General features: G+C 46.6%; 21 protein-coding genes. 3 read left to right on the top strand and 18 right to left on the bottom strand.

Features of this window, described 5'->3' with window-relative positions; genetic code table 11:
• Positions 1-7: 7 nt before the first annotated feature.
• The 8 genes from J5W02_RS13000 to J5W02_RS12965 form a co-directional block, all read right to left on the bottom strand.
• Positions 8-1,159: a 1-deoxy-D-xylulose-5-phosphate reductoisomerase gene (locus J5W02_RS13000; RefSeq protein ID WP_219966119.1), complete on the bottom strand. Its 1,152-nt coding sequence runs from the start codon at positions 1,157-1,159 to the stop codon at positions 8-10.
• 44 nt (positions 1,160-1,203) lie between these two features.
• The gene (locus J5W02_RS12995) at positions 1,204-2,052 is read right to left on the bottom strand and encodes a phosphatidate cytidylyltransferase (protein ID WP_219966118.1); all 849 of its coding nucleotides are present in this window, start codon (positions 2,050-2,052) and stop codon (positions 1,204-1,206) included.
• On the bottom strand, positions 2,053-2,760 hold the full coding sequence (locus J5W02_RS12990; RefSeq protein WP_219966117.1) for an isoprenyl transferase: 708 nt from the start codon (positions 2,758-2,760) through the stop codon (positions 2,053-2,055). It abuts the gene before it with no gap.
• An 8-nt stretch (positions 2,761-2,768) separates the two neighbouring features.
• Entirely contained in the window at positions 2,769-3,323 is a 555-nt protein-coding gene (frr, locus tag J5W02_RS12985; RefSeq protein WP_219966178.1) for a ribosome recycling factor, read from the bottom strand.
• Positions 3,324-3,325: 2 nt separating this feature from the next.
• Positions 3,326-4,036 carry a UMP kinase gene (gene pyrH / locus J5W02_RS12980; RefSeq protein ID WP_219966116.1) on the bottom strand — a complete coding sequence of 237 codons (711 nt, stop codon included), beginning with the start codon at positions 4,034-4,036 and terminating at the stop codon, positions 3,326-3,328.
• Positions 4,037-4,225: 189 nt separating this feature from the next.
• Complete coding sequence (tsf, locus tag J5W02_RS12975) at positions 4,226-5,140, bottom strand: translation elongation factor Ts (RefSeq protein ID WP_219966115.1); 915 nt, start codon at positions 5,138-5,140, stop codon at positions 4,226-4,228.
• Between the two features lie 54 nt (positions 5,141-5,194).
• Positions 5,195-5,932: a 30S ribosomal protein S2 gene (gene rpsB, locus J5W02_RS12970; RefSeq protein WP_219966114.1), complete on the bottom strand. Its 738-nt coding sequence runs from the start codon at positions 5,930-5,932 to the stop codon at positions 5,195-5,197.
• 142 nt (positions 5,933-6,074) lie between these two features.
• A complete protein-coding gene (locus J5W02_RS12965; RefSeq protein ID WP_219966113.1) occupies positions 6,075-6,347 on the bottom strand; it encodes a YlmC/YmxH family sporulation protein in 273 nt (90 codons plus the stop codon).
• Between the two features lie 130 nt (positions 6,348-6,477).
• On the opposite strand from J5W02_RS12965, the gene J5W02_RS12960 reads away from it, so the two are divergent.
• Complete coding sequence (locus tag J5W02_RS12960; RefSeq protein WP_219966112.1) at positions 6,478-7,008, top strand: inorganic diphosphatase; 531 nt, start codon at positions 6,478-6,480, stop codon at positions 7,006-7,008.
• An 83-nt stretch (positions 7,009-7,091) separates the two neighbouring features.
• Here the strand turns inward: J5W02_RS12960 and J5W02_RS12955 are convergent, their stop codons facing one another.
• Both J5W02_RS12955 and sigG read right to left on the bottom strand, forming a co-directional pair.
• Positions 7,092-9,173, bottom strand: a complete 2,082-nt coding sequence (locus tag J5W02_RS12955) for an ArnT family glycosyltransferase (RefSeq protein ID WP_219966111.1) — start codon at positions 9,171-9,173, stop codon at positions 7,092-7,094.
• Positions 9,174-9,263: 90 nt separating this feature from the next.
• Positions 9,264-10,034 (bottom strand): RNA polymerase sporulation sigma factor SigG, encoded by a 771-nt coding sequence (gene sigG, locus J5W02_RS12950; RefSeq protein ID WP_219966110.1) that lies wholly within the window; start codon positions 10,032-10,034, stop codon positions 9,264-9,266.
• A gap of 182 nt (positions 10,035-10,216) precedes the next feature.
• Between sigG and J5W02_RS12945 the strand changes: the two genes are divergently transcribed.
• Positions 10,217-11,557, top strand: a complete 1,341-nt coding sequence (locus J5W02_RS12945) for a CCA tRNA nucleotidyltransferase (RefSeq protein ID WP_219966109.1) — start codon at positions 10,217-10,219, stop codon at positions 11,555-11,557.
• A complete protein-coding gene (locus J5W02_RS12940) occupies positions 11,550-12,056 on the top strand; it encodes a DNA-deoxyinosine glycosylase (RefSeq protein WP_219966108.1) in 507 nt (168 codons plus the stop codon). Before J5W02_RS12945 ends, J5W02_RS12940 begins: the two co-directional genes overlap by 8 nt.
• 43 nt (positions 12,057-12,099) lie before the next feature.
• Here the strand turns inward: J5W02_RS12940 and sigE are convergent, their stop codons facing one another.
• The 8 genes from sigE to acpS all read right to left on the bottom strand — a co-directional run bounded on the left by sigE (position 12,100) and on the right by acpS (position 17,319).
• Positions 12,100-12,816, bottom strand: a complete 717-nt coding sequence (gene sigE, locus J5W02_RS12935; protein ID WP_219966107.1) for an RNA polymerase sporulation sigma factor SigE — start codon at positions 12,814-12,816, stop codon at positions 12,100-12,102.
• Positions 12,817-12,885: 69 nt separating this feature from the next.
• Positions 12,886-13,710 carry a sigma-E processing peptidase SpoIIGA gene (locus J5W02_RS12930; protein ID WP_219966106.1) on the bottom strand — a complete coding sequence of 275 codons (825 nt, stop codon included), beginning with the start codon at positions 13,708-13,710 and terminating at the stop codon, positions 12,886-12,888.
• A gap of 136 nt (positions 13,711-13,846) precedes the next feature.
• Positions 13,847-14,131 carry a spore coat protein gene (locus J5W02_RS12925; RefSeq protein ID WP_219966105.1) on the bottom strand — a complete coding sequence of 95 codons (285 nt, stop codon included), beginning with the start codon at positions 14,129-14,131 and terminating at the stop codon, positions 13,847-13,849.
• A gap of 12 nt (positions 14,132-14,143) precedes the next feature.
• Positions 14,144-14,404 (bottom strand): hypothetical protein, encoded by a 261-nt coding sequence (locus J5W02_RS12920; protein ID WP_255575752.1) that lies wholly within the window; start codon positions 14,402-14,404, stop codon positions 14,144-14,146.
• A gap of 2 nt (positions 14,405-14,406) precedes the next feature.
• Positions 14,407-14,778, bottom strand: a complete 372-nt coding sequence (locus J5W02_RS12915; protein WP_219966104.1) for a type II toxin-antitoxin system PemK/MazF family toxin — start codon at positions 14,776-14,778, stop codon at positions 14,407-14,409.
• Between the two features lie 160 nt (positions 14,779-14,938).
• Positions 14,939-15,400, bottom strand: coding sequence for a hypothetical protein (locus J5W02_RS12910; RefSeq protein ID WP_219966103.1), 462 nt, complete (start codon positions 15,398-15,400; stop codon positions 14,939-14,941).
• Positions 15,401-15,467: 67 nt separating this feature from the next.
• Positions 15,468-17,003: an NAD(P)H-hydrate dehydratase gene (locus J5W02_RS12905; protein ID WP_219966102.1), complete on the bottom strand. Its 1,536-nt coding sequence runs from the start codon at positions 17,001-17,003 to the stop codon at positions 15,468-15,470.
• Positions 16,984-17,319, bottom strand: a complete 336-nt coding sequence (acpS, locus tag J5W02_RS12900; RefSeq protein WP_255575751.1) for a holo-ACP synthase — start codon at positions 17,317-17,319, stop codon at positions 16,984-16,986. The genes J5W02_RS12905 and acpS overlap by 20 nt, the downstream gene beginning before the upstream one ends.
• Positions 17,320-17,329 lie beyond the last annotated feature (10 nt).

Below are 17,329 nucleotides of genomic sequence, written 5' to 3'. Positions count from 1 at the left end.
CTCATCGTCAGCCGACTGCGTTTAAGACATAATCTCTTGCACTGCGATCGGCATTTAAAATATCGTCAACGGAAGAAACGCTTTGAATATCCGGTTGATTTTCCATTGCACGGTGCACCAGATCGCCAATTTGCAAAAAGGAGATCCGTCCATCCAGAAACAATTTCACCGCTACCTCATTTGCTCCATTTGCCGCAGCCGGCGCGAGCCCGCCGCGCTCAATCGCATTCTTGCAGGCAGCAAGACAGGAAAAAGTCTGCAAATCCGGCTCAAAAAAGGTCAGTTTACCGTAATCCGTCAGGCTAAGCTGCCCCACCGGGGAAGGAAATCTTTGCGGCCAGGTGATCGCGTATTGGATGGGAATTCTCATATCCGGCAGTCCCAGCTGAGCAATGACGGAGTTATCTTCGTATTCAATCATGGAATGTACGACGCTTTCCCGATGGACGACCACGGAAATCTTGGAAGCCGGCATGTCAAACAGCCAGGATGCTTCTATAATTTCCAGCCCTTTGTTCATCATGGTTGCTGAATCAATCGTTACCTTGGCACCCATATTCCAGTTTGGGTGCTTCAGTGCCTGCTCGGGAGTAACTTGAACCAGATCATCCCTGCTCTTTCCAAAAAACGGCCCGCCGGAAGCCGTGAGGATAATGCGCTTGAGCGCCTTTTTCTCCGGGCAGCCTTGCAGGCATTGAAAAACAGCCGAATGTTCACTGTCCACGGGGATAATTTTCACTGAGTTCTTTCTTGCTGCTTCCATTACAAGCGAACCACCCGCAACCAGCGTTTCTTTGTTTGCAAGCGCCACGTCCTTTCCCGCTCCGATAGCGGTTAAGGTGGGTACCAACCCAACCATACCGACAACGGAATTCAGGATCAAGTCGGCACTTTCCATTGCCGCGGCCTCGCACAGACCCTCCATACCGGACACTATTTTGACGGGAGTGTCGGCTACGGCAATCTTCAGTTTTTTTGCTGCGGACTCATCAAATACCGCAGCCAATTCAGGTTTAAATTCTCTGATTTGTTCTTCTAAGAGCGCAGTATTGGCGTTTGCCGCCAAAGCGCAAACCTTTAGGTTCAAGCCGCGTACAACATCAAGCGTTTGAGTTCCGATGGAACCGGTCGAACCAAGAATAGAAAGGCATCTTCTCATTATTATTCACCATTTTGCTGTTTTATTGCGTTTAACTCGAGTTTTTATTGAAAGACAAGGGGCATAAACTGAACAAGTAAGTATACAAACGGCGCTTCAAAAATCACGCTGTCAAAGCGGTCCAGTATGCCACCATGACCTGGAATGATTTCACCAAAGTCCTTGATATGGCAGCTGCGCTTGATAAGGGAAAAGCTAAGATCCCCCAAAATGGACATAATCGTTCCAAAAAATCCAATGACTACCAGTGTCAAATAGGAGATTTCCACTTTGTATGCATAATAAATCGCATGGAAAATATAGCCGAAAACAATCATAGCGACAATGTTCAGGATAAAACCACCGATTACACCCTCCACCGTCTTTTTCGGGCTGATGTTCGGGCACAGCTTGTGCTTTCCCCAACGGCTGCCGGCAAAAAAAGCTCCGGTATCCGCAATCCATGCGGAAAAAATCGCGATAATCACATAGAACATTCCATGCTTCCCGCCAAAATTCCGCAGACTGATGATGGTTTCAAGTGCGGTAGGAATCATTAGCGACATACTGTAAATCACGCCTACTTCACGGAAGGTAATGACCTGATGGTACAGGATGAGCGCTCCGAAAATCACCACCGTATAAAGAAAATAGGCGGTCTGCTGCAGCATGTCTACCTGCAGCTGCTGCGGAGTAACCAACTGCATAAGCGGTATCACAGCCGAAAAAATAAGACTTGGGACCAGCAGAACAAAATTCTTGGACAATCCCAAAGCAGAAATAATTTCAAATACAGCCAAAACAGAAATCAACGCAATCGCAATGTTCAAAGCTGCCGGAATGGTGCTGTTAAATACTACGATTGCAGCCAGAAAAAGGACAAGAGATACTCCCGAAGCAACCCTTTCTTTCAATTAAACCCCTCCAAAGCGCCTATTGCGGCTCGCGTATTCACTTAATGCGCGATCTAAATCCTTTGGCTTAAAGTCCGGCCACAAAATGTCCATTACTACATACTCGGCATAAGCCGACTGCCACAGCAAAAAATTAGAAATCCGGTTTTCTCCGCTTGGCCGGATAATCAGATCCGGGTCAGGTTGTCCCCCTGTGTAGAGGTGTTTTGCAATGGCGGCTTCATCTATCTGTTCAGGGGACAGCTTTCCCTTTTGCACATCCTCGGCAAGCACTTTGACCGCGTGTGTAATTTCCGCACGGCCGCCATAATTCATGGCAATGTTCAAAACCATGCCGGTTCGCTGTTCTGAAACTTTCTCCGTTTCCCGAATCAGCTTCTGCAGTTCCGGCGGAAAAGCCGACACATCCCCGATAAAACGCACTTTAATATTTTCATTTAAAAAATCGCGTAAAGCATCTTCAAGGTACTGCTTGAACAACTTCATTAAAGCCCCGATTTCCTCTTTAGGACGCCGCCAGTTCTCCGTCGAAAAAGCATATATCGTAAGATACTTAATTCCAATCGAACTGCAGTAGCGCGTAATGGTTTTAAAGACAGCCGCGCCCACGGTATGACCGGCGGAACGCGGCAAGCCGCGCTTTTTCGCCCACCGGCCATTGCCGTCCATAATGATTCCCAGATGCTTTGGAAGAGATTGTTGTTCCATTTTATTACCTATATCTCCATAATTTCCTTTTGCTTTTTCTCAAAGGCACCGTCAACCTGCTTGCAGTATTTATCGGTCAAATCCTGTGTTTTCTTTTCCGCCTGCTTCAGTTCGTCCTCTGTCAGCTCAGAATTTTTCTTCATACCCTTGAGCTTTTCCATTGCGTCACGGCGCATATTACGGATCGCAATCTTACGTTCTTCCGCCATTTTACTGATTTCTTTTACCAGATCGCGGCGTCTTTCCTCCGTAAGGGGGGGGAAGGTAATGCGAATAATTTTGCCGTCACTCTGGGGGTTAATGCCGATGTCCGATGTCTGAATTGCCTTTTCAATCGCGCGGCATACGGAAATATCCCATGGCTGAATGGTCAAAATTCTTGCTTCGCTTACCGCTACCGCCGCAAGCTGGTTAATGGCGGTCGGTGTGCCGTAATAATCGACCCTTATTTTATCCAGTACCGCCGGATTTGCTCTGCCCGCTCTGATGGACGCAAAATCATCCGACAGAGCGCTGACACATTTCTGCATGTGGTCCTCTGTGTGTTCCAATACTTCTTTCATCATTAGTCCTCCTTCACAAGTGTTCCGATCGATTCCCCGCAAACGGCTTTGATAATATTGTCAGGCTCGTCAATGCTGAAAACCAGAATCGGAATTTTATTATCTTTGCATAATGAAGCAGCCGTGCTGTCCATCACCTGCAGGTTCCGGTTAAGTACGTCCATAAAGGACAGGGTGTCAAATTTTACGGCGTCAGGATTCTTTTTAGGATCACTGTCGTATACGCCGTCAACCATTGTGGCTTTCAGGATAATGTCTGCGTCAATTTCCGCTGCCCGCAGAGCTGCCGCGGTATCGGTTGAGAAGAACGGATTGCCGGTACCGCAGCCAAATACAACAACTCTTCCCTTTTCAAGATGCCGTACGGCACGGTTGCGAATGTACGGTTCGGCTATCTGCTGCATGGCAATAGCAGTCTGCACACGTACTTGTACCCCGAGCTGCTCCAGCGCGTCGGCAACACCGAGCGCATTGATGGTAGTGGCAAGCATCCCCATGTGATCCGCACGGGTTCTGTCCATTTTTCCGCTGCTGCGGCCGCGCCAAAAATTGCCGCCGCCAACAACAATCCCGACCTGAATTCCCATATCCGCACATTTTTTGATTGGTTCACAAATCTTCAGAACCGTATCAAAATCAATTCCGTGGGTTGCGCTTCCGGCAAGAGATTCGCCGCTCAGCTTGAGAAGAATTCTATTATATTTAGGTTGCAAATAAAACACCCCTGTTTTCATTTTATATTATTCTACAATAAGCATTGTGTAAAGTAAAGGCTTTCATAACTAAATATAGTTATTATTGTCAAGTTTTATAATTTAGAAACATTTGCCCGAAAAGACAAACGGAAAGAAGGCATAAAAATAGCGCAGGATTGTTTTCCTGCGCTATTAATCAATGAATTCTTACTTAACCATGCTGGCGATTTCTTCAGCAAAATTATCTTCACGTTTCTCAAGGCCCTCACCTTTTTCAAAGCGGACATAGTCCACAATAGAAATGGAGCCGCCGAGCTCTTTCGCTGTAGCATCGGTGTACTGCTGTACGGAAAGGTCGCCGTCTTTGACATAGGACTGATCCAAGAGGCAAATTTCCTTGAAGAACTTTCCAAGTCTGCCGGCAACAATCTTATCAGCAATTGCAGCAGGTTTGCCATCGTTGATAATCTGCTCTTTCAGAATGCTCTTTTCATGTTCAACCACTTCGGCGGGAACCGAATTCTGATTGAGATACTGCGGGCTGATAGCCGCAATCTGCATGGCAATATTCTTTGCGTACTCCTTAAACTCTTCCTTCGACGCAACTTCCGCGGAAGTATCGAATTTAACAAGAACGCCAATTTTTCCGGCCGCATGAATATAGGCTGCAACCACGCCTTCAAAACGCTTGAAGCGACGAATCTTAATGTTTTCGCCGATAGTCAGAATCTTATCCTTGAGCATACCGTCAATGGTCTGATCCGAACCGCACGCTTTGCACTGGAGCAAAGCTTCTACATCGGCAGGATTGTTTTCAATAACAGTATCCGCACAAACTTTCACGAAATGCTGGAAGTCAGCATTTTTCGCTACGAAGTCTGTCTCCGCGTTGACTTCAATGTCAACACCGACTGTGCCTTCCTCATTCAGGCAGGCAAATGCAACACCTTCTGCTGCGATACGTCCAGCCTTTTTCGTTGCGGCCGCAAGGCCTTTTTCTCTTAAAAAGTCGATGGCAGCCTCCATGTCTCCATTGGACGCGTCCAGTGCTTTTTTGCAGTCCATCATCCCGCAGCCGGTCTTCTCACGAAGTGCTGCAACATCTTTAGCTGTAAAAGCCATTCTATTTCCTCCGCTCTTATATTCGTTGTATTTAGTATTTACGCATTATACCGATTATTCTGCGGCTTCTGCCTCATTCACTTTTTCTTCTGCTGCAGCTGCACCCATCTGGCCTTCTTTGCCTTCTACGATTGCGTTTGCAACAGTTGCGGAAATCAGCTTAACGGCACGGATAGCGTCGTCGTTGCCAGGGATAACATAATCGATTTCATCCGGGTCGCAGTTGGTGTCGACAATAGCGACAATCGGAATTCCGAGCTTCTTTGCTTCTGCTACGGCAATTCTTTCTTTGCGCGGGTCAACAATGAACAGTGCGCCGGGAATTTGTTTCATGTCCTTAATACCGCCAAGGAATTTCTCAAGCTTTTCAATCTCAAGGCGAAGCTTAATTACTTCTTTCTTCGGCAGAAGATCAAAGGTGCCGTCCTCTTCCATGTTCTTGAGCTGGTTCAAACGGTCAATTCTGCGGCGGATGGTACGGAAGTTGGTCAGCATGCCGCCCAGCCAACGTGCGTTGACAAAGTAAGCACCTGCGCGTTCCGCTTCTTCTTTAACGGAATCCTGAGCCTGTTTTTTGGTTCCGACAAACAGTACGGACTTTCCTTCAGCGGAAAGGTCACGGACAAAGCTGTACGCGTCTTCCAGCTTCTTAACGGTTTTCTGCAGGTCGATGATGTAGATACCGTTGCGCTCCGTAAAGATATACGGTGCCATTTTCGGGTTCCATCTTCTGGTCTGGTGACCGAAGTGAACGCCGGCCTCCAAAAGTTGTTTCATTGATACTACTGACATAATAATCCTCCTTGGTTTTTCCTCCGTTCCGCTTTAACAGACGCAACACCCGGGCACCGGGCACCAGATCGTCATAGCTGAAACGTGTGTTTTTATTGCGCCGATTATTATATCATATCAAGAGGCGGAATTCAAGACTTTTTCAGTTATTGCTAAAGAATCCGCCAAATCCACGCCCTCTTTTTTTTATTCGGCAACAGTTATTATAACTCACTAAAATAGTATCGTCACCTATTACCTGAATATCCTGCCATTTTATAATAATATCATCTTCCCTGCCGAGCAAGCCAAAGCAGCGCAGGCGGCCGTAAATTACAATTGCAATTACTCTGGCGTCCACAGTATCTATCTCCACATCACAGACACATCCTATCCGTGTTCCATCCTTTACATTGATAACTTCTTTATGGCGCATATCGATGATTCGGCAGTTCACGCTTCCACCTCCCCTAAAAATATATGCCGATCTTTGTTATATAATTAATTAATTGATTAATCAAATATAAAATGGTATAATTATCCGATAAAATAATCAGGAGGCTAATATGAATATTTGGCATGATATCTCACCGAAAAGAATTAAATCTGAAGACTTTTGCTCTGTTATAGAAATACCAAAAGGCTGTAAAATCAAATATGAGCTTGACAAGGAAACCGGTCTGCTCATCATGGACAGAATTCTTTACACTTCCACCCATTACCCTGCCAACTATGGCTTCATTCCCCGTACTTACGCCAGTGACAACGACCCTCTGGACGTGCTTGTCCTTTGTTCGGAGGATATCCGTCCTCTTTCCCTGGTACGGTGTTACGCAATCGGCGTGATTATTATGGTGGACAACGGGATGAAAGATGAAAAAATCATTGCGATTCCCTTTAATGATCCCACCTATAACAGCTACCATGACATTAAGGATTTGCCGAAACATATTTTTGACGAAATGTCCCACTTCTTCTCTGTTTACAAGCAGCTGGAAGGAAAAGTGACAGCCATTGATGAAGTCAAGGGACCTGCTGATGCGAAAGAAATTATTCAGAATTGCATTGATAATTATATTGAAAAATTTTGCAAATAATCCATCTAAGCCTTTTAAAAATCCTCTGTGAGCTTCACAGAGGATTTTTTGTGTCTCAATCAAATTGTATATAAAATCCGCTATCACTGAAACAAATACAGGGTGCCGCCCAAACTGCCCATCTGACCGACATTGCTGGTCTTAGAGCTATATTCACTGGAATCCACCAAGACCGCCTTTTCTTTTACATACGACTCAATATCGGAATCAGAGCCTCCTGATCCGCCGTTTTGGGATAACAAAAAATAGGTTATTTTTCCCTGCGCGACCAGCGTTTTCAGTTTTTCTACCGTCAAAGAATTGTCTGAACCTAAAAAGCCTCCGTAAGCGTAGCAGGGAAGTCCGGTATTGATAATAAACTGAGCCACACTGCTGGAACGCTGTGCGGTAACAAGGAAGCTTCCTTCTTGATAGTTTTTCACCAGATAATCCTCCAGAGAGCTGTTCTGGGAACTGCCGTTATCCAACGAAAAGCCGCCGTTCCGGTTTCCCTGTCCGCTTTGCAGTAGCTCCGGCCCGGCGTACGGCATTGTGGAATTTGTGACTCCCATTACCGGTGTGAGAGCCCAGTAAAAGGGAGCGGCCATTGAGGACACGACAATCACCGCCAGAGAAGCCACCAGAATACCGCGCTTATTTTTTACGCAATACACAGCCAGCAAAAGGATCCCCAACCCCGCCGTGGCAAGCATAACAGGAACCAGCCATGTCTTCAGTTCGGAATATCTCAGTACACAAACGACCTGCAAAGCAAAATTAATGAGAAAAGCCGCCAGCAAAAGAATTGGACGGAAATAATCTGTTTTTTTCTCCCACTTATGCTTTAATCCGTTAAAGATCGTAATGACGCCGATACCGCTTAGAACAGCGATGGCAGGCGCCATCATACAGAGATAATATCGGTGATAGAATCCGGCAAAGCTGAAGAAACCCGCCGTGGTAATCAACCAGAGAGACCAGAAGATGAAGACACCCTGACGCACATTTTTCCGTTTGAGGTTCCATTTATTCACGCAGAGCAGCATACTGCAAATGGCAAACAACAGGAACCAGGAACCCTGTCCGTATAGATTAGATGTCCACAGGCGAACAGGGGACGCATTGCCGATTTCAGAACCTCCCATTCCGTTTCCGCCCATATTACGGCCATCGTCCCGCCTGTTTCCATCAGAATTGTCCATGCTGCGCGCGTCCCGGCCTGTATTGCCATCGATCATGCCCTGACCAGTACCACCATCCGCGTTCCCATCGGGCGCAACCTGACCGTAACCGTCGGGAGCCATACCGTTTCCGTCATCATTCAACCGGGGGGCAAAGCCGGAATTATCTCCGCCGGACGGACGACCCGCTCCGCCGCCCATGCTTTGTCCAAAAAGTCGTTCGGTTCCGTTATGCCCAAAAACCAGCTCCAACATGGAATTGTTGCTGGTGCTGTCGACATAAGGGCGGCTTTCAGAGGGGTAAAACTCTACGATCAGTACCCATGATAAAGAGACAGCCATTACGATCACCATGCTCAAAATTCCGGCCAGAATGCGCTTTCCGATTTTTTCTTTCGCAAAAAACAGATAAGTCAGGGCAACGGCGGGCAAAATCATATATGCCTGCAGCATTTTAATATTAAATCCAAGCCCGACAAACAGTGCCGCCAAAAACAGGTATTTCCATTTTCCGCTGTCAATGGAACGGAAAAGGAACCATGCTGTCACAAGCAGCACAAAAACAAGCTGCATATCCATGGTGTTGTTACGCGAAGCAACAACAACAACCGGAGTGATAGCAAAAAACAATGCCGATATCAGTCCTGCGGGCCGCCCGAAATACCGGGCGGTTAAAATGTAAATCATCACGGTGGAAGCGGCTCCCGCCAATGCCTGCGGCAGAAGCATCGCCCAGCCGTGATACCCGAAGATAAGTACGGAAATCGCCTGCACCCACAAACCGAGCGGGGGTTTATCCACAGAAACCATTCCGGCGGGATCAAATGACACAAAGAAGAAATTTTTAAAACTCAGCGTCATGCTTTTGATACATGCCGCATAATATTCATTTCCGGTTCCATAATTTGAAATGGCATAGAAGTTTAAAGTAAACGACAGTGCCGCAATCAACACCAGCGCAAAGATGTAACTCTTTTTTCTGAACTTCGCAATTATAGGCTGCATAGAATGTCCTCCGATTCCATCGCTAATCTATTACAGCGCTCAGTATAATTGCTGATTGTGAAGGTGACGTGATGGAAAAGGGAACAACAGCTAAATGTCTTTCTTGATTTTATCAAGCGCAGCTTTTTCCAGCCTGGAAACCTGAGCCTGACTGATGCCTATTTCCGAAGCGACCTCCATCTGTGTTTTTCCTTGGAAAAAGCGCATGGAAAGAATCCGTTTTTCCCTGCTGTTCAAATCACGAATTGCCTCTTTCAGCGCAATTTCATCCAGCCAGTTGGAATCGTCGTTATTGTCGCCCACCTGGTCCATCACATAAATGGTATCGCCTCCGTCTGAAAAAACCGGTTCAAAAAGCGAAACCGGTTCAACGATGGATTCCAGTGCAAGCACTACGTCTTCACGCGGCAAGTTTAGCTCTTTTGCGATTTCATCAATGGTAGGCTCGCGGCTGTTTTCTGCCGTCATTTTTTCTTTGGCCTGCATGGCCTTATAAGCCGTGTCGCGCAGTGACCGGCTGACGCGTATGGAATTGTTGTCTCTTAAATAACGCCGGATCTCCCCGATAATCATAGGCACCCCATAAGTGCTGAAACGAACGCCTTGATTAATATCAAAATGGTCTATTGCCTTAATCAGCCCGATGCATCCTACCTGAAAAAGGTCGTCCAGATTTTCCCCTCGGTTTGTAAAGCGCTGAATCACACTCAAAACAAGGCGCAGGTTCCCGTTAATGAGTTCATCCCGCGCTTTCATATCCCCTTCTTTTACACGGCGCAGCAGCTGCATTTTTTCCTTTTCGGTAAGTACTTTTAATTTCGAAGTGTTGACCCCGCATATTTCGACTTTATTGTACTGCATGCCGTTCCCTCATTTCCATGGAATAACTTACTACCATTATTACCATAGCCATAGTGATTCATGCGGCAGGAACAGTAAAAATATTATGGGGAAAGGGAATTGCTTTTCTATAATAAAGTCGTATATACTATAATCATTAAGCATCCTGTAAAATAGAAAATATTTGCAAACGAGGCGGAAACATGCAAATCCGGATACCACCGCAGGTGGAGACGATCCTGCAAAAACTGAATTTGTCAGGCTATGAAGCCTATATTGTCGGAGGCTGCGTACGCGACTCCATCCTCGGGCTGACACCGAACGACTGGGATGTTACCACATCCGCCCTGCCCGAAGAAACGGTGAAGATTTTCAGTGATTATCCATGCGTGGAAACCGGGATCCAACACGGAACTCTTACGGTACTCGTCGATCACTTTTCTGTAGAAGTGACCACGTTCCGTGTAGATGGCCGATATTCCGACAACCGGCACCCGGACAGTGTTCAGTTTACCAGAAGCCTAAAAGATGACTTGTCCAGAAGAGATTTTACCATGAATGCTCTTGCCTATCATCCTGAGCACGGTGTAATCGACTGTTTTGACGGAATAAACGATCTGAAGAACAAAATCATCCGATGCGTTGGAATACCCGACTTACGTTTCCAGGAAGACGGACTCAGACTTCTGCGGGCACTGCGCTTCTCCTCCGTCCTTGAATTTGCGGTTGAACGGGACACCTCAATCAGCATTCTTAAAAACCGTAGCCTGCTTGACCATATTGCCCGCGAACGCGTCAATTCCGAATTCACAAAGCTCCTCTGCGGCAACGCGGAAAACATTTTGAGAGAATATCGTCCCGTTTTTGAGCAGTTTATACCGGAGATCAGTTTGATGGCCGGTTTTCAGCAGGATAATCCCTATCACATTTATGATGTATGGGAGCATACGCTGAAAGCTGTTTCCTCCGTAGAGGCAACTCCTGTTCTTCGGCTGACCATGCTTTTGCACGATATCGGCAAGCCTTTGTGCTGTACACGGGACCAAAGTGGAATCTGTCATTTTTATAATCATGAAAAAAAAAGCGCCGAAATGGCAAAAGAAATTTTGGAAGAACTTCGTTATGACGGCGATACCGTCTGCATGATATGGAAGCTGATAAATCTGCATGATTTGCCAATTCATGCAGATGAAAAGTCCCTTTTACGGCTTCTGAATAAACACGGCGAAAAAACACTACGCTTTCTTATCAAAGTGAAAGCGGCCGATATAAAAGCGCAAAATCCCGTTTACATCGGCAGACTGGAGGAACTGCAAAAAGCGGAAGCTGTGCTCGATAGCATTCTCGACCGCGGACTTTGTTTTTCTCTGAAGGATTTGCAGCTGAACGGTTCCGACCTGATAGCATTGAATATCCCGCAGGGTGTCGCAATTGGAAAGATTCTTTCCCTGCTATTAGAAGCGGTATTGGATGGAAAATGCCCCAACAGCCGCGATCAGCTACTGAAATATGCACTTAAAATAAAGGATGAATACGATGTCTGAAATTGTTGAGCATACGTTTGCGCCGGTTTATGATGAAAATTCAAGAATATTGATTTTAGGTACGATGCCTTCGCCAAAATCACGGGAATACGGCTTTTATTATTCCCATCCGCAAAACCGTTTCTGGAGAATCGTATCGGATTTATATGGACAAAAGCTTCCCGAAAGTAACAGTGAAAAGACAAATTTTCTGCTGAGAAACCGTATTGCACTCTGGGATGTTCTGAAAAGCTGCAGTATTACCGGGGCGGATGACAGCAGTATCCGCAATCCGGTGGCTAACGACGTAGGCGGCTTATTGAAAAGAACCAATATTCAGGCGGTTTTTACAACGGGAACGAAGGCCGCTGTTTTGTACCACAAGTTTTGTGAAAAAGATGCCGGATGTCGCGCCTTCCCTCTGCCCTCGACCAGCCCGGCTAACTGCCGGAATTACAACTATGAAAGTCTGAAAGAAGCGTATCGGATGATTCTGGAATACACACAGACCAATCAATAACATCGAACATCAGAAAAGGGGGCATTCTACAATGCCCCCTTTCTCAGCTAACGCGCTCCAGATCTTTTTTTAGTCTTTCAATAATCCGTTTTTCCAGACGCGATATGTATGATTGTGAAATACCAAGAGTGTCGGCTACTTCCTTCTGTGTATGCTCTTTAGTATTGTTCAGACCGAAGCGAAGCTGCATAATCTCCCGCTCCCGCGGAGCAAGATGAGAGACAGCGGTCAGCAAAAGATTCCGCTCTACCTCCTGTTCAATATTGCGGTTCACGGTATCCTGGTCACTGCCCAGAATATCGGAAAGTAAAAGCTCGTTTCCATCCCAGTCAACATTCAGGGGATCGTCAATGGAAACCTCGTTTTTTAACTGGGAACTTTTTCGAAGGTACATCAGAATCTCGTTTTCAATACAGCGCGATGCGTAGGTTGCAAGCTTAATGTTGCGTTCGGGACAGAAGGTGTTTACTGCCTTAATCAGTCCGATCGTTCCAATTGAGATCAAATCCTCCACGCCGGCACTGCTGGATTCAAACTTTTTGGCAATGTACACAACGAGCCTGAGATTGTGGGTGATAAGCGGCTCCCGCGCATTAGGAACATTGTTCAGAATGTTCATCATCACCTTTTCCTCTTCTTTCTTCGTCAGCGGCGGAGGAAGAGTCTCTGGCCCGTTTATATAGTGTATCTGCCCGTTTAGACCGAATCGCAGCCATAGTAATGACAGCTTATTTCCCAGTTCCCTTATCAGTTTGTTCATTCCCATTTTCACTCTTTCCCTTTTGCCGCTGCCGCCGCGGCTGAGAAACGCGCCTGCCTACGGCCAAATTTAGGCTGGCGTTTTTTGCAGTAAATCCGGATTTAAGAGCGCGCTGAACGCTCCAAATTTCGATTTGGTTACCGCTATGTATACCTCATGAACTTCGATTTTATTGTTTCCATTCATCACGGTCAGCTTATCCGGCTTGAATGCCGGGAGAAGTCCCCCGCCGGACACCGCCTGAAACGGCACCAGCCTTATCTTGCCGCTATCCTGCTGCGGTATGATGCCTTCTAAGCACTCCTCACAGACAACGGCAACCGGAGCGTTGGAAAACGGTTCGGTCAACGTGTTCCCAGTGTCCACCTTTGCCGCGCAGGAAACAGATTTTCCATTAAAATCAATCTGAATCCGGCAGAAAAGATTCTCCGGGGCCTGCCTGCCCGTAATCCGGTGTATCAGGCGTATGATAAAATAGCATATTACCGTCAAAACGATCAAAAGAAGCGGAGACACGTTAAAATAGACTACTGAATTCTTGATAATCAATCCCTGCGGAGAAATAAAATACCATAGTGCAAGCATGAATCCCGCAAAGGCAAAGCTCATAATATAAAATGCAGCCAATTCCCTTAAAAACTGCTTTAATCCATAATAGGGATACGCCGATAAAACAATCAGTCCCGACACCGCCAGCTTAAATGCAAAGCACAAAAAAGTGTTGGCCTCGGGCAACAGAATAGAAAGTGACGCTGCCGCTCCCAATGCCGCGGCGGCAACCATTCTGGGACGTTTTACCGGCAGCGAAAGAAATTTTGAAACGGCAAGCAGTAAAAAATAATTGATAAATAAGTTGATTCCGACTAATACATCTATGTAAATTGTCTGCTTCAAAGAGATCCCTCCCTGCGCTAAAAATAATTATAGCGGTGCACGGTTAAACATTGTGTCATAAATTGTATTCGATGCAGAATTAAAATTGTAAGTTTACAATAAAAACGCCGGTTCTCACAAGAACCGGCGTTGTGCTTTACTGTTGATTTGCATTTTGAAATTTTTGCTTGGCCTGTTGAATTTTCTGCTGCTCCGCTGTAGGGGTCGGGTACCAGCCGCGCTGTTTCATTGTATCGAAAACATCGGCCTGAATCTGATGCTCCTCTGTGAGAATTCTCATAAACTCATCTCTGACATTCGGAGTCGCACATTCATTTGCAAAATTGTTATAAGCGCCGGTAACAGCTTTTTGAGAGGTCAGAACATCCTCAAGAATTTCTTTGTCCTGCATTTGTGAATTGTTCGTCTGTGAATTATTCATTTTTCTCACTCCTTAATTCAAAAAGCTCAGAAGCTTATCGTAATGTGCCTGATGCTGAGATGCAATTGTGTCGCATTTTTGTTTGATTTCGGAATCTGAACACATCTGTGAATAGGCTTTGAACTTAGTAATTAGAAGCTTTTCTCCGCTGAGCTGATCTTCAATGGCGGATAACTCCTTTTCTGTTAATGGCAATGAAAGCACTTCCTTTTCTTTTTTTTTATTATTTTCACTGCCGATTGAAATATACATATTTTTATTGATTTCAGGCAACTCTATGTAGCCTCACGTTCCTCTTCGTCACGGTCAAGGCCAAAACTGATAGATAAAGCCTGATTGACCTGTGTCATTGACATATTATCAAGGCGCCCCATGCGCTCTTTCAGTCTGTGTTTATCAATTGTGCGAACCTGCTCCAGCAGAACAACAGAATCTTTTGCAAGTCCGGTGGTCTGGGCATTGAGCATAATATGCGTTGGAAGATTTGCCTTTGCACGCTGGCTTGTAATTGCCGCGGCAATCACGGTCGGACTGAACCGGTTTCCAACGTCATTCTGAACAATCAGCACAGGCCGGACACCGCCCTGCTCCGAACCAACAACCGGGCTCAGGTCGGCATAATAAATATCGCCTCTTCTAATGTTCACATTTTTCACACTCCGAATAATTTATGGTATAGGGTCTGCAAATATTGTTGACATTGTCAAAACGATTTATTCGCAAGCAGTCCCTAACACATAATATTATTTAGAGGCAGGGGTTGACATAAAATTCAAAAGAAAAAAGGGTGTAACATTCGTTACACCCTTACTGTGTAAAATCATGCAGCTGAACCTCTAAATTCCTCTGGGGAACGCAAATGGTTTGAATTTGCCCCGTGGTTCTATCGGCCGTCATTGTAAAATCAACACCGTTCATGGAACCGGAAACTTCGTCACCGTGTGTTTTTACAAGAGTTTCGCTTTTCTCCGAGTAGTCCAAAATCTGCAGTAGAATGACCGCAAAAGAGGTATCCGGTAAAACGCACTCCTCGCTTTTCGCCGAAATTCCGCTGTAGGAAATGGAAAAGTTTTCCCCGCTCCAATCATAGGTAAGACCGTTCAGATTCCCGGAAAGAAACTGCACACTGGCCCGCCCGGGAGCGTCACGGCTGAAAGCACATTGTATTTTTTCACCGTCGTAATTAATATCTGCATTACAGTGAAAACAAAATACAAGATCTTCCGCCTGAATTTCCTGCGCCGCGCAGGCAAAAAAAGAGAAAATCATAAAAACAGAAAACAGGCATAAGACTGTCCGGCGCATCGCTTTTCACTCCCGCACAAAAAATACGGTTTTACCGCTCAAGCTCCAAAAACAGTCCCGGAAGCATTTCAATCATGTCGGTGGGCAGCATGGCATACTGGGAAAACCTTCTGGCACAGCGGTCTCCCGCTTCACCGTGAAGATAGACCGCGCCGACCGCCGCCGCCACTGGGTCGTTTCCCTGTGCGATGAAGGATGCAAGCATTCCCGCAAGAACATCCCCGCTTCCTCCCTTAGCCATTCCGGCATTTCCCGTGGGATTGAGATGTACCATTCCGTTTGGCTCCGCAATCAATGTTCCTGCCCCTTTCAGTACCAGAATGACATTGTATTGTGCCGCAAAGCTGCGCGCATATTCAAAACGATGGGCTTGCACATCTTCAACGGTGGTCTTCATCAGACGCGCCATTTCGCCGGGATGCGGGGTAAGAACAACAGGAACACGGACTGTTTTTAATATATTTATATTCTCAGCCAGAACGTTTATGCCATCCGCGTCAATGATAAGAGGCACCTTTGAATCAGAAACAATTTCGCAGACTATCCGCGCCGTTTCCTTCCCGCACCCCAACCCGCATCCAATCAGGCACACCTTCGCTTTTTGCAGCGCTTTTTGCAGTGCCGACCGGCTGTCGGAAAGCATTGTCCCGTCGGGCAAATAGTCTAGCAGAGTATGGACTGGCTCCACAATCTGTGAAGCAACAATCGGATAAATGGTACGGGGCAGCGCCACATCCACAATACCAGCGCCGCACCTTACCGCCGCTTTCGCACTCATGACCGCCGCCCCTGCCATTCCCTCGCTGCCGCAAATACACAGCAGGCGGCCGTATGTTCCTTTATTGCTGAGCGGGTCCCGCGGCTTCATCAGAGACTGTGCCTGTGAAAGCTCTGTCAGCTCAAGCGAAGACTTTTGGCTGCTGATGAGATTTGCATCAATACCGATGGGGGCAACGGCTACCTGACCGCAGTATTTCTTCGCCGGGTAAATCAGGTGTCCGTTTTTCAGGGTGGAAAAAGTGATTGTATAGTCTGCATTGATGCACTCCCCGTCAACTGCGCCGGAATCGCAGTTCGCACCGCTGGGAATGTCCAGTGAAACAACAACCGCGGCAGAATTTTGCACCGCATGAAACAGAGGCAGCATATGGTCGGGAGCACAACCGTGAAATCCTGTCCCGTAAATCGCATCCATAATAAAATCGGCAGAAGAAACAGCGGCTTCCACGCGTTCGCCGTTCTCTGCACCGTCCAATATTTTAACGGACGTGTCCTTGAGGCGGGAAAATACCGTTTTCGCAAGATCCGTGTGCGGAAGGCCATCCGCGATTACCACCATAACCGCCACGCCTAATTCGGATAGTTTCCTCGCAGCAACGAAACCGTCCCCGCCGTTATTCCCTTTGCCGCAGAGGATCACTACTTTTCGGCCGGATAAGCTGAATTTTTTGCGCAGAAAACGAACTGCTGCGGCTCCGGCGTTTTCCATCAGCTCCAGATAGCTGATTCCGGAATCAACAGCACTCTGTTCAAGTTCCCTGCTCTGTTTACAGTCCAACACCTTCATTGCCCGATTCCTCCCCTATTACCACCGCTGAGGCGTATTCTTTGGTATGAGTTACGCTTACCTGAAGTGAGATTTTTCTATCCTTTACAATTTTAAGCGCGCTGCCGCTCAATTTAAGATACGGCTTACCGTTTTCTTCTCTTAAAAGTTCCACTTCACTGAGCCAAAATCCGCGCACTCCAGTTCCGACCGCTTTGGAAAACGCCTCTTTGGCACTGAAGCTGGCGGCAACGCTCTGAACAGGAAATCCGCGCAATTCAAGCTGAGTGTACTCAGCAGGGCCGAGTATCCTCAGTAAAAAGCGCGGATTTTTCATGGAATGTTTT

Source organism: Caproiciproducens faecalis, from assembly GCF_019448085.1.
GTDB lineage: Bacteria > Bacillota > Clostridia > Oscillospirales > Acutalibacteraceae > Caproiciproducens > Caproiciproducens faecalis.
The sequence above is the reverse complement of the archived record's forward strand: the minus strand, read 5'-3'. Positions and strand labels throughout refer to the sequence as shown.